Genomic DNA, 11,627 nt, shown 5'->3' on the forward strand with positions numbered 1-11,627 from the left:
TTGACTCGGTGAATTGACCCGGTCGAACGAGGCGCGTATCCGGCGCTTTATCGGTTAAAAGCGGCTCTCGCCACAAGCGAGGGCCGTTTTTCATTGGCGCTTTATTTCACGGATGCGCGTTTGAAAAACGCCATGCGCTGTTGCAAGCTTGGCCGTTCCCGCGTCGTGCGTTCAAGCTGCCGGCACTCCACATGAATGCCGTGCGCGGGGGCGTCAGCGACGAATTTATCGATGAGTTCACGCACATCCTGATCGATAAAATCCGCGCGGCCCGCATCGATGATCAAGGTCGCGTTGTCCGGTATTTGCCGAAGGTGATGCTTGAGCGACACCTTGCCGAGAAACGACACGTCCTTGCGAAACGACAGCAGGAAGTGGTCGTCATGCTGCGCGATGGTAATTGGCCGCTGCAGATTCGCGTGAATGGCCAGTCCGATACTGCACGCAATGCCCAGCAGGATGCCGATCAGCAGATCAGTCATCAGTACACCTACTATAGTGACGATGAACGGTGCGAAGCGTTCGAATCCCTGTTTGGCAACGGTCGCGAATAACGAAGGTTTCGCGAGCTTTAGTCCGGTGAAAATCAGGATCGCGGCGAGACAGGCCAGCGGAATCAGGTTGATCACCGCTGTCAGCGCGAACACGCTCGCGAGCAATAAGACGCCGTGTACGACGGCCGACCAACGGCTCTGCGCGCCCGCGTGGACATTGGCGGAACTGCGCACAATCACCGAAGTGATCGGCAATGCGCCGATCGCGCCTGCCATCATGTTGCCGATGCCCTGCGCCTTCAGCTCGCGGTCCGGATGCGCCACGCGCTTCTTCGGGTCGATCTGCTCAACGGCTTCGAGGCTCAGCAAAGTCTCCAGACTCGCAACGATGGCAAGCGTCATCGCGAGCCGCCACACATCGGGATTGATGAGTTGCTCGAAGTTGGGCCAGTCGAACGCGGCGTTCAACGCGGCAAACGAAGCCAGCGACGGCAACACCACGCGATGCTCCGCCGGCGGTGCAAATCCGGGTAAGGCGAAGTCCAGCACCAGCGTGATCGCAATGCCGAGCACGACCACCGCGAGCGGCGCGGGCAAAGCGCGCACCAGCGCAAAGCGGCGCATCGCTTTCGTTTCCCAGCCAGCGAGTATCGCAAGGGACAGCGCGGCGACGGCACACGCTGCGAGGGACAGGGTGCCGAACGGCGTATCGAGGGTGCCGGATGAGTGCGCGGCAACGTGAGCGCCGCCGTTCGCAAAACCCGCGGCAAGCGGCACTTGCTTGATGATCAGCAACAAGCCAATGGCCGCGAGCATGCCCTTGATCACCGACGACGGCACATACGCCGCGAATCGCCCAGCCCGCAACATGCCGAAACCGAACTGGATCACGCCCGCGAGCATCACCGCCATCAGGAAGGTCGAAAAACTGCCGAGCTTGGCAATGCCATCGACGACGATGACGACCAGTCCCGCCGCCGGCCCGCTCACGCTCAGGTGCGAGCCGCTCAGCAGCGCAACGATCAGCCCGCCGATAATGCCCGACAGCAAGCCGGCGAACGGTTCGACGCCGGATGCATTGGCAATGCCAAGACATAGCGGCATCGCGACAAGAAAGACGACAGTGCCCGCGAACAAATCACGCGGGAAGGTTGCGAACGTTTCACGTAGGGTCATAAGCTTTTTTGGGCGCGAGTGGGTCCATGCGATGCCGGGAAGGCATCGCACGGTGAAGGTTTTAACCGGGGAATCGAGCGGCTAGTGTGGCTGGTGGCCAGCAGTTTCGATCACGCGCTGGGCAGCGCTAGGCGCCGACGGAGGTTCTGCCGCTTTTGCCGCTGGGGCAGTTGGCGCGCCCCCGGCGTCGGCATCGGCGGGCTCTCCGGACGAGAGCACTTTGATGCGCCCGTCGCGCAGACCGAAGATCCAGCCGTGAACGCGCGGTGGACGCTCGGCATCGCGGACGATGGACGTGTCACGCAGCGCGCTCACTTGTTCGAGCACGCTTAGTTCCGCCAGCCGGTCGATGCGCGAATCCATTGTGCCGAGCGCGTCGAGTTCGCTGCCGTGCGACCGTGCCAGCGCGCACAGCGGGGCAATGCGGCGGTTGACGTGGGGCAGGGCGTCCGACAACGGCAGCAACGACGCTCGCACGCCCCCGCATCCGTAGTGTCCGCACACAATGACGTCGTCCACTTTCAACACGTTCACCGCGTACTCGAGGACGCTCATGGTGTTGTCATCGTCCGGTGAAAAAAGGTTCGCGATGTTGCGATGGACAAATAAATCACCGGGCTTCGAATGCGTGATGGTTTCGGCGGGCACCCGGCTGTCCGAGCACCCTAGCCACAGGACGGTCGGGCTTTGGCCCTGAGCCAGGGTTTCGAAGAAATCCGGGTCGCTAGCGGCAGTTTCAGCCGCCCAGCCGACGTTTTCAACCAGCATGCGTTTGGGTCGATTCATGGGTATCAGCTCCAAAAGCGTAAGAGGCACAACACTGCAACGGTGAAATTATCGCTGGAAATGAGTTTTCAACGGGCCTGCCAGCGTCATTGCTGCGTCGCGACGAAACCTTACGAATTACTTTCTATGAAAAGATTCCGCCAGTCCAGGCATAAAAAAATGCCGCTTTTTCGGGCGGCATTTTTTTTCGTCGACAAAAGATTTCTTCGGTGCTTGTAAGCAAAATCAGAAGAAATTCCGTTGATCGGGATCGTGAAGCGGGTCGGGTGTTTTTTGCGTCAGGCGCAGCGTGCCCTGGTCGTCGAAGTAAAAGCTGTACATCATGTACCAGACGTTCGCTTCCATGTACCGATACGTCCAGACCTCGCGTTTCATCAACGGGAAGTACGACGTTTCCACCGGACGGCCGAAGTTGATCAACACGTCCTTGCGCGTCCACGTGCCAATCTGCGCTTTGTAGAACTCGTTTTCATCGAGGACCTGGCGCACGCTCACGATCTTTCCTGATGCATCGATATCCGCCGCCGTCGTCACTTCGCCCAGCGGTTGCGTCGGCCACATCAGGCGCTTGCCGCCGTTCGGCAGGTCGTAGACCTCTCTTGGCGGCCCGAGCTTCGCCGTGATCGTCGACGAGTCCGCGCCTGCCTGATAGTTTTGCCATGGCTGGGCGCACGCCGTGAGCAGAAGGGCGAGTGCCATGGCTGCCGCGGGTTTTCGTATTGCCTTGCTCAACATTGAAGCCTCCTTCGTATTCGTATCGACGCGGTATCCGATTGGTCGCGGGTTTTTCTGCTGATCTGCGCCGTATTGCTTATTTTGACATGCGGGGTAGGCGGAAGGTTTTGATCGCCTTGCATGTAGAGCATGTAGATGAAACGCGCAGGCTCGGGCGGCTATTCCATTTCCGTTCGCATTTTCCTGGGCGGTTGCACGCAGCGTGCCGAACGCCCTATGATCCGCGATTCGCTTTGCTGTCAATTTTCCATGGACGAACTGTAATGGACGGTATGGGTCTCGGCTTCAGCTTGCCGCGCGTGGTTTTTCTCAACGCACGTGATCGGTTCCTGCCGGCACGGTGGTTCCGGCTGCTCGGTCGCGCGTCGCGTGTCGGCAAGCGCCTGTGCGGTTCATTGCTGGTGGCTGCATGCCTTTGTAGCGCGCTTGTCGATCCCGCGTGTGCAGCGGACGCCAATCCCGGTTTGCCGCCCATCCGTATTGCGATGATCGAAGGCATGTCCGGTCCGTTCGCGAACGCGGGCGCAGCCGTCGAGCGCAATTTGCGCTTCGGTGTCGAGCGGGTAAATGCAAATGGTGGGGTTGCCTTGCCCGATGGCAAACACCCGCTGCAACTTGTCGTCCTCGACGGCAAGGGCAGCAGCGAAGCAAGCCTGGTGCAGTTGCGTGCGGCCATCGACCAGAATATTGGCTTTGTCATGCAGGGCAACAGCTCGGCGGTTGCCGCCGCGCTCATCGACGCGATCAATAAGCAAAATGCCCGCGATCCCGACCATCGCGTGGTGTTCCTCAATTATTCCGCCGACGACCCCGCGCTCACCAACGCGGATTGCAGCTTCTGGCATTTCCGCTTCGATGCCCATGCCGGCATGCGCATGAACGCGCTCGCCGATGTCATCCAGCACGATCGATCGGTGAAGAAGGTCTATTTGTTCAACCAGGACTACAGCTTCGGCCACGATGTCAGCCGCGAAGCCCAGCGCGCGCTGAAGGAGCGCCGTCCGGACATAGCGATCGTCGCCGATGAATTCATCCCCGCCGGCCGCGTGAAGGACTTCGCGCCGTACATTGCCAAGATCCGCGCAAGCGGCGCCGACGCGGTGATTACTGGCAACTGGGGCAATGACCTGACACTGCTTGTCAAAGCCGCCCGGGAGCAAGGACTCGACACGCATTTCTATACGTTCTACGGCAACAGCCTGGGCGCGCCTGCCGCCCTGGGCGACGCCGGCGTAAAACACGTCGTGGCGGTGGCCGACTGGCATCCGAACGCAGGTGGCAGTGCATCCGACGCTTATTACGCGGGCTTTCGCGCTCGTTTTCCTGCCGCCACCGATGATTATCTCTTCCTGCGCATGCCGCTCATGGTCGAGATGCTCGCGCAGGCGATGGAGAAGGCGCGTAGCGCCGATCCGGCCGCAGTCGCCCGAGCGCTGGAAGGGATGAAGCTGGACAAAGGTTTTCAGACAATGGAAATGCGCGCCGCCGATCATCAGGTGATCCAGCCCCTTTTTGTCATGGAAATGGATAAGGCGGAAACGTCCGGCGTACGGTTTGACAACGAAGGTTCGGGCTTTGGCTTTCGAACTCTGCTCAAGATCCCGGCAGCCGAGACCGCCATGCCGACCACATGCCAGATGAAGCGCCCGGCGTCGTGAAAATAGCAAAGCTTGGGCGCAGGCCTATTGCATCATTTCACCCGTCGTCTCGAACCGGGTCGACGGCAAAAACCGCTGTGCTATAATTCGCGACTTGCCGTACGGGAAGGGGGCTGTAAAACCCTTATAAAACCGCGTCCGGCAAGTGAATCAAAGGTTGTTCAAGAAGTAATGTAGAAAACCCACGGCACGGCCCTTCTTCCGTGACCGCCTGTCCGTTTCAAAGGAAAATCAAATGTCTACCGTAGCAGCAGTTGCTCATGCAAAGAAGTCCGACGTTGTCGCAGAATATGCGCGCGCCGCTAATGACACCGGATCGCCAGAAGTGCAAGTTGCGCTGCTGACCACCCGTATCAACGAACTGACCGTTCACTTCAAGGCTCACACGAAGGATCACCACAGCCGCCGCGGCCTGCTGCGCATGGTGAGCCGTCGTCGTAAGCTGCTCGATTACCTCAAGGGCAAAGACGCTGACCGTTATCGCTCGCTGATCGAGAAGCTGGGCCTGCGCAAGTAAGCGGCCAGCGTACACAACGAAATGCCTGTGTCAGTCTGCTGATACAGGCATTTTGTTTTTGAACGGCGCGCTCTTCATGGGCGCAGAAGTGAAAGTAGCGGGAAATATCGAAGGCTTGCATTAAAGCCAACCCCGGATCGGAAACCGATTCGACTACAGGACCGGGCCTCGCGGCAGAGCTTTGTGTCATTCCAGCGCGTCATGCGCATCGCGTGTCGTGTTGCGTTGGAATGACATACACCCCTCTCTCGTGTGGTTCCGGTCATCGCTTGGCTTCGCCGTTTTTTCAGCGTGTGCACGGACTTCGGATGCTCCGGAGCCCACGACAACACGCTCGGACAAGCGCGAGGCATAACGAAGAAGGAGTGAGAATGTTTAAAAAGATCGTCAAGGAATTCAAGTGGGGACAACACAACGTCCGCCTGGAAACAGGTGAAATCGCACGTCAGGCTGGCGGCGCGGTGATCGTTGATATCGAAGATACCGTGGTGCTCGCGACGGTTGTCGGCGCGAAGACGGCAAAGCCGGGCCAGGATTTCTTCCCGTTGACCGTCGATTATCTCGAAAAGACCTACGCAGCCGGCAAGATCCCGGGTGGTTTCTTCCGTCGCGAAGGCCGTCCGTCGGAAGGCGAAACGCTGATCTCGCGCCTGATCGACCGTCCGTTGCGCCCGCTGTTTCCGGAAGGCTTTTATAACGAAGTGCAGGTCGTAATCCATGTGCTGTCGTTGAACCCGGATGTGCCCGCTGACATTCCCGCGCTGATCGGCGCGTCAGCGGCTCTGGCGATCTCCGGCTTGCCGTTCAACGGCCCGGTGGGTGCAGCACGCGTGGCCTATATCAACAACGAATACGTGTTGAACCCGACCCGCCCGCAGATGAAGGAATCGGCGCTCGACCTGATCGTCGCCGGTACGGAACGCGCGGTGCTGATGGTGGAATCGGAAGCGCAGCAATTGACCGAAGAAGTCATGCTCGGCGCCGTGGTGTTTGGCCACGACCAGATGCAAGTTGCTATCGACGCAATCCACGAACTGGTTGCCGAGGGTGGCAAGCCTGAGTGGGACTGGACGCCGGCCCCGAAGAACGAGCCGCTGATCGCGCGCGTGACGGAATTGGCGCAAGCCGACCTGAACGCCGTTTATCAGATTCGCGACAAATCGGCTCGCACCGCGAAGCTGAAGGAAGTCTACGCAGCAACGACCGCGAAGTTGACCGAAGACGCAGTGGCAGCAGGCCAGACGCCGGCTGACAAGGCGACCATCGGCAACGTGATGTTCGACATCGAAGCGAAGATCGTTCGTACGCAGATCCTGAATGGCGAACCGCGTATTGACGGTCGCGACACGCGCACCGTCCGTCCGATCGAAATCCGTACCGGCGTGCTGCCGCGTACGCACGGTTCGGCTCTGTTCACGCGCGGCGAAACGCAAGCGCTCGTGATCGCGACACTGGGCACGAAGGGCGACGAACAGAACATCGACGCGCTCGAAGGCGAGTATCGCGAGCGCTTCATGCTTCACTACAACATGCCTCCGTTCGCGACCGGCGAAACGGGTCGCGTCGGCTCGCCGAAGCGCCGTGAAATCGGTCATGGCCGTCTGGCGAAGCGCGCATTGGTGGCAGTGCTGCCGAGCGCCGACGAATTCGGCTACTCCATCCGCGTTGTATCGGAAATCACGGAATCGAACGGTTCTTCGTCGATGGCATCGGTCTGCGGCGGCTGTCTCGCGCTGATGGACGCTGGTGTGCCCATGAAAGCGCACGTCGCGGGTATCGCGATGGGCCTGATCCTGGAAGGCAACAAGTTCGCGGTGCTGACGGACATTCTGGGCGACGAAGATCACCTCGGCGACATGGACTTCAAGGTGGCGGGCACGGCGCAAGGCGTGACAGCACTGCAGATGGACATCAAGATCCAGGGCATCACGAAGGAAATCATGCAAGTCGCGCTCGCGCAGGCGAAGGAAGGCCGCATGCATATCCTGGGCAAGATGACCACGGCGGTTCCGGGTACGAACACGAACCTGTCGGATTACGCGCCGCGCATGATCACCATGAAGATCAATCCGGAAAAGATCCGCGACGTGATCGGCAAGGGTGGCTCGGTGATCCGTGCGTTGACCGAAGAAACCAACACGACCATCGATATCTCCGATGACGGCGTGGTGACCATCGCGAGCACGAGCAGCGAAGGCATGGCGGAAGCGAAGAAGCGCATTGAGAACATCACGGCTGAAGTGGAAGTGGGTCAGGTCTACGAAGGTCCGGTACTCAAATTGCTGGACTTTGGCGCGATCGTGAATATTCTTCCGGGTAAGGATGGTCTGCTGCACATCTCGGAAATCGTGAACGAGCGTATCAAGGACATCAACGACTACCTGAAGGAAGGCCAGATCGTGAAGGTCAAGGTCATTCAGACAGACGAAAAGGGTCGTGTTCGTTTGTCGGCGAAGGCTTTGCTGAACGAAGGCGGCGCGCCTATCGAACCGATCCAGCCGACGCAGCAGTAATGCGGTAAGTTCGGGATGGCCGGCGCGTGAGGTTCTCGCGCCGGCCGTTTTTGAATTTGTCGGTGGAAGTGAAGGTTCAAAAGTGATTCGATGTTATTGCGGGTTTCGGCTGAATGAGCCCGCAATGCCATGGGGTTATACCTCGGTGTTACGTGCGTGTGACTTGAAGGGAACAAGCAGATGAAAGCCATCGAAATCACCGAGTTTGGCGCGCCCGAAGTATTGAAGCTGGGCGAGCGTCCCATGCCCGAGCCGAAGGCCGGCGAAGTGCTGATCAAAGTCGCGGCGTCGGGCGTGAATCGTCCGGACGTGTTCCAGCGCAAGGGCGCTTATGCGCCGCCGCCGGGTGCGTCGGATCTGCCGGGGCTGGAAGTGGCGGGTGAGATCGTGCGCGGTGACTTCGACCCGAAGCACAATCCGTTCGGTTTGAAGGCAGGCGACCGCGTGTGCGCGCTGCTCGCGGGCGGTGGTTACGCCGAATACGCGTGTGCGCCGCTCGAGCAATGCCTGCCGGTGCCGAAGGGGTTGACGGACATCGAGGCGGCGTCGCTGCCGGAAACGTTCTTCACGGTCTGGAGCAACGTGTTCGAACGCGCGCATCTGGGCAAAGGTGAGAACGGTGCTGAAGAAACGCTGCTGATCCAGGGCGGATCGAGTGGTATCGGCGTGACGGCTATCCAGATTGCCAAGGCGCTGGGGCATCGCGTGTTTGTGACAGCCGGCAACGACGAAAAGTGTCAGGCGTGCGAAACGCTGGGTGCGGAAAGGGCGATCAACTACAACACCGAAGATTTCGTCGATGTCGTGAAGTCGCTGACTAACGACCGTGGTGTGGATGTGATCCTCGACATGGTCGCGGGAGATTATCTTCCGCGCGAGTTGAAGGCACTGGCCGACGGTGGCCGGGTGGTGGTGATCGCAACGCTGGGTGGGTCGAAGGCCGAGATCAACCTCAACGAAGTGTTGCGCCGCCGTTTGGTGATTACCGGTTCCACCTTGCGGCCGCGCTCCATCGCGTTTAAGGGCAAGGTCGCGGTGCAGCTGAACACGCAGGTGTGGCCGGAAATTGAAGCGGGACGGATCAAGCCGGTCATTCATCAGGTCTTTCCCGCCGATCAGGCCGCTGCGGCTCACGCGTTGATGGAAGGCAGCACGCATATCGGCAAGATCATGCTGGACTGGAGTCAGGTCGTCTGATTACGGATCGCGGAATTGAAATGAGCGGCGGATCGGGTTTCGTTGTTTGACCGATTTCCGCCGGGCACAGTAAAATCGCATGTTGTGCTGGAGCCTTGCGTCCGAAAGTTCCATTTTTATATTTCAATGATCGGCAGCCTCGCTGCTACGACGAGACAAATGCCGAAAGAACAAGCCAAACGCGCAAAACTGGTGATCGGAAACTGGAAGATGCACGGCCGTCTGGCTGAGAACGCGGTCTTGATGCAAGCAGTGGCCGCCGGAGCCGCGACATTGCAGAAGGGCGTGCGCGCAGCGGTTTGCGTGCCGATGCCGTATCTGGCGCAGGCGCAGGCGCTGCTGGGCGGGTCAGTGGTCGCGTGGGGTGTGCAGGACGTCTCCGCCCATACGCAAGGCGCTTACACGGGCGAAGTCGCAGCAGGCATGGCGGTGGATTTTGATGCAACATTCGCGATCGTCGGCCACTCGGAGCGGCGCGCCTATCATGGCGAGCATTCGGACCTGGTCGCGGTGAAGGCTCAGCGAGCACTGGAAGCAGGGTTGACGCCCATCGTGTGCGTGGGAGAGACGCTGGAGCAGCGTGACAATGGTTTGACAGAACAAGTGATCGGTACGCAGCTGGAAGCGGTGTTGCTGGTGCTGAGCGAAACGCAAGCGGCGAAGATTGTCGTGGCGTACGAGCCGGTCTGGGCGATCGGCACGGGAAAAAGCGCGACGGCAGCGCAGGCGCAACAGGTACACGCATTCCTGCGCGCGCAACTGGCGGGCAAGGGCGCGGCAGTGGTGGACGTGCCGGTGTTGTACGGCGGCAGCGTCAAGCCAGAGAATGCGGAAGAATTATTCGCTCAACAGGACATCGACGGCGGATTGATTGGCGGCGCATCGCTGAAGTCGAAAGATTTTCTTGCGATTTGCCAGGCTGCACAAAACGTTTCGGTTTAATCGCCGAGTTTAAGCTTTCGAAAATGTAAGCATTAAAAGCGTGACGCAACAGTGTCACGGAAACATTAAAGAGTCGGGTGAACGTAATGCTGTATTTAAAGACTTTGATTATTGTCGTCCAGTTGTTGTCGGCGTTTGGTGTTATCGGACTGGTATTGTTGCAGCACGGCAAAGGCGCCGATATGGGCGCGGCGTTCGGTAGTGGCGCGTCGGGAAGCCTCTTCGGGGCAACCGGTTCGGCCAACTTCCTGTCGCGCACAACGGCCGTGCTCGCCGCCGTGTTTTTCATCTCCACACTGACGCTGACGTACCTCGGCAGTTATAAGCCGGCAGCCTCCGCAGGCTTGCTGGGCGGGGCAGCAATGACCGCGCCCGCAGCTCATCCGGCCGTCGGCGTGTCCGGTTCGGCGGCGGCTTCGGCACCGGTTGCAACGTCGGGTCCCGGCTCTGACGTTCCGAAATAATTTTTCGCCTGGATAGCTTTTTGTGCGTTGAACAAACTGGTTAACCCGGTTATAATTTTGTTCTTGAAGCGATTCCCGGCAATAAGAAGTTGTTTTTCCGGATTGCAAGACAGTGCCGACGTGGTGAAATTGGTAGACACGCTATCTTGAGGGGGTAGTGGCGAAAGCTGTGCGAGTTCGAGTCTCGCCGTCGGCACCAAAAGTTATCCAATGCCAGCCGCATGCATTGCTTCGGCTGGCATTGTCACTTCTGGCGAGTGAATTTGCTCAAGGCCTCTTGTGCATGTTTCTCGGCTTTAGTTGAAAATCGGCGGGGCAGTCGTCCCGGCCGGTACACCAGATCAAACCGATTTGAGGATAGTCGTGAATCTCTCAGCCTATTATCCCGTCTTGCTGTTCCTTGTCGTAGGCACCGGTTTAGGTATCGCGCTGGTCAGCATCGGTAAGATCCTCGGTCCCAATAAGCCTGACACTGAAAAGAACGCACCTTACGAGTGTGGCTTCGAAGCATTCGAAGACGCTCGTATGAAGTTCGATGTGCGCTACTATCTCGTCGCTATTCTGTTCATTATTTTCGATCTCGAAACCGCGTTCCTGTTTCCGTGGGGCGTTGCCCTGCGCGACGTCGGCTGGCCCGGTTTCCTGTCAATGATGGTTTTTCTGCTCGAGTTCCTGCTTGGTTTCGCCTACATCTGGAGAAAGGGTGGGCTGGACTGGGAGTAACGGAGTATCGAGCGGGTTGAAGATCACCGGATTGCTGGGCGGCTTTGGCTGGCTGCTCATCTGGAGTGAAAGCAAATGAGTATCGAAGGGGTCTTGAAGGAAGGGTTTGTCACCACCACGGCTGACAAGCTGATCAACTGGACGCGCACGGGTTCGCTGTGGCCCATGACATTCGGGTTGGCATGTTGTGCCGTCGAGATGATGCACGCCGGTGCAGCGCGTTATGACCTGGACCGGTTCGGCGTGGTGTTCCGCCCGAGTCCGCGCCAGTCGGACGTGATGATCGTTGCCGGCACGCTATGCAACAAGATGGCGCCGGCGTTGCGCAAGGTCTATGACCAGATGGCCGAGCCGCGCTGGGTGATTTCCATGGGTTCGTGTGCGAATGGCGGCGGGTATTACCACTATTCGTATTCAGTCGT

Annotated in this window: 11 protein-coding genes and 1 tRNA gene; 9 read left to right on the top strand and 3 right to left on the bottom strand. The window is 59.1% G+C overall.

What is annotated here, in order from left to right; all coding sequences use genetic code 11:
* Positions 1-101: 101 nt before the first annotated feature.
* From JWR14_RS37755 to JWR14_RS37765, 3 genes are all read right to left on the bottom strand, one after another.
* Positions 102-1,670, bottom strand: coding sequence for a SulP family inorganic anion transporter (locus JWR14_RS37755; RefSeq protein ID WP_299719813.1), 1,569 nt, complete (start codon positions 1,668-1,670; stop codon positions 102-104).
* A gap of 81 nt (positions 1,671-1,751) precedes the next feature.
* Positions 1,752-2,456 (bottom strand): carbonic anhydrase, encoded by a 705-nt coding sequence (locus tag JWR14_RS37760; protein ID WP_299719815.1) that lies wholly within the window; start codon positions 2,454-2,456, stop codon positions 1,752-1,754.
* 225 nt (positions 2,457-2,681) lie between these two features.
* The gene (locus tag JWR14_RS37765) at positions 2,682-3,191 is read right to left on the bottom strand and encodes a hypothetical protein (RefSeq protein ID WP_299719817.1); all 510 of its coding nucleotides are present in this window, start codon (positions 3,189-3,191) and stop codon (positions 2,682-2,684) included.
* 263 nt (positions 3,192-3,454) lie between these two features.
* Here JWR14_RS37765 and JWR14_RS37770 point away from each other — a divergent pair, with 263 nt between their 5' ends.
* The 9 genes from JWR14_RS37770 to JWR14_RS37810 all read left to right on the top strand — a co-directional run.
* Positions 3,455-4,849, top strand: coding sequence for a branched-chain amino acid ABC transporter substrate-binding protein (locus JWR14_RS37770; protein WP_299719819.1), 1,395 nt, complete (start codon positions 3,455-3,457; stop codon positions 4,847-4,849).
* 235 nt (positions 4,850-5,084) lie between these two features.
* Positions 5,085-5,366, top strand: a complete 282-nt coding sequence (rpsO, locus tag JWR14_RS37775; RefSeq protein WP_031360663.1) for a 30S ribosomal protein S15 — start codon at positions 5,085-5,087, stop codon at positions 5,364-5,366.
* 365 nt (positions 5,367-5,731) lie between these two features.
* On the top strand, positions 5,732-7,879 hold the full coding sequence (gene pnp / locus JWR14_RS37780) for a polyribonucleotide nucleotidyltransferase (protein WP_299719821.1): 2,148 nt from the start codon (positions 5,732-5,734) through the stop codon (positions 7,877-7,879).
* 180 nt (positions 7,880-8,059) lie between these two features.
* Positions 8,060-9,076: an NAD(P)H-quinone oxidoreductase gene (locus JWR14_RS37785; protein ID WP_299719823.1), complete on the top strand. Its 1,017-nt coding sequence runs from the start codon at positions 8,060-8,062 to the stop codon at positions 9,074-9,076.
* A 159-nt stretch (positions 9,077-9,235) separates the two neighbouring features.
* Positions 9,236-10,018 carry a triose-phosphate isomerase gene (gene tpiA / locus JWR14_RS37790; protein WP_299719825.1) on the top strand — a complete coding sequence of 261 codons (783 nt, stop codon included), beginning with the start codon at positions 9,236-9,238 and terminating at the stop codon, positions 10,016-10,018.
* Between the two features lie 86 nt (positions 10,019-10,104).
* Positions 10,105-10,482 (top strand): preprotein translocase subunit SecG, encoded by a 378-nt coding sequence (secG, locus tag JWR14_RS37795; protein WP_299719828.1) that lies wholly within the window; start codon positions 10,105-10,107, stop codon positions 10,480-10,482.
* 114 nt (positions 10,483-10,596) lie between these two features.
* A tRNA-Leu gene (locus JWR14_RS37800) sits at positions 10,597-10,681 on the top strand.
* Positions 10,682-10,845: 164 nt separating this feature from the next.
* Positions 10,846-11,205 (top strand): NADH-quinone oxidoreductase subunit A, encoded by a 360-nt coding sequence (locus JWR14_RS37805; protein WP_299719831.1) that lies wholly within the window; start codon positions 10,846-10,848, stop codon positions 11,203-11,205.
* Positions 11,206-11,280: 75 nt separating this feature from the next.
* A partial coding sequence (locus tag JWR14_RS37810; protein WP_299719834.1) for an NADH-quinone oxidoreductase subunit B occupies positions 11,281-11,627 on the top strand: 347 nt, incomplete at its 3' end.

Source organism: Caballeronia sp. (genome assembly GCF_028292365.1).
Lineage (GTDB): Bacteria > Pseudomonadota > Gammaproteobacteria > Burkholderiales > Burkholderiaceae > Caballeronia.

Bases quoted from the DNA above. Each gene is read 5' to 3' on its own strand.
- JWR14_RS37755 (WP_299719813.1), bottom strand. From the start codon at position 1,670: ATGACCCTACGTGAAACGTTCGCAACCTTCCCGCGTGATTTGTTCGCG.
- JWR14_RS37760 (WP_299719815.1), bottom strand. From the start codon at position 2,456: ATGAATCGACCCAAACGCATGCTGGTTGAAAACGTCGGCTGGGCGGCT.
- JWR14_RS37765 (WP_299719817.1), bottom strand. From the start codon at position 3,191: ATGTTGAGCAAGGCAATACGAAAACCCGCGGCAGCCATGGCACTCGCC.
- JWR14_RS37770 (WP_299719819.1), top strand. From the start codon at position 3,455: ATGGACGGTATGGGTCTCGGCTTCAGCTTGCCGCGCGTGGTTTTTCTC.
- rpsO (WP_031360663.1), top strand. From the start codon at position 5,085: ATGTCTACCGTAGCAGCAGTTGCTCATGCAAAGAAGTCCGACGTTGTC.
- JWR14_RS37785 (WP_299719823.1), top strand. From the start codon at position 8,060: ATGAAAGCCATCGAAATCACCGAGTTTGGCGCGCCCGAAGTATTGAAG.
- tpiA (WP_299719825.1), top strand. From the start codon at position 9,236: ATGCCGAAAGAACAAGCCAAACGCGCAAAACTGGTGATCGGAAACTGG.
- secG (WP_299719828.1), top strand. From the start codon at position 10,105: ATGCTGTATTTAAAGACTTTGATTATTGTCGTCCAGTTGTTGTCGGCG.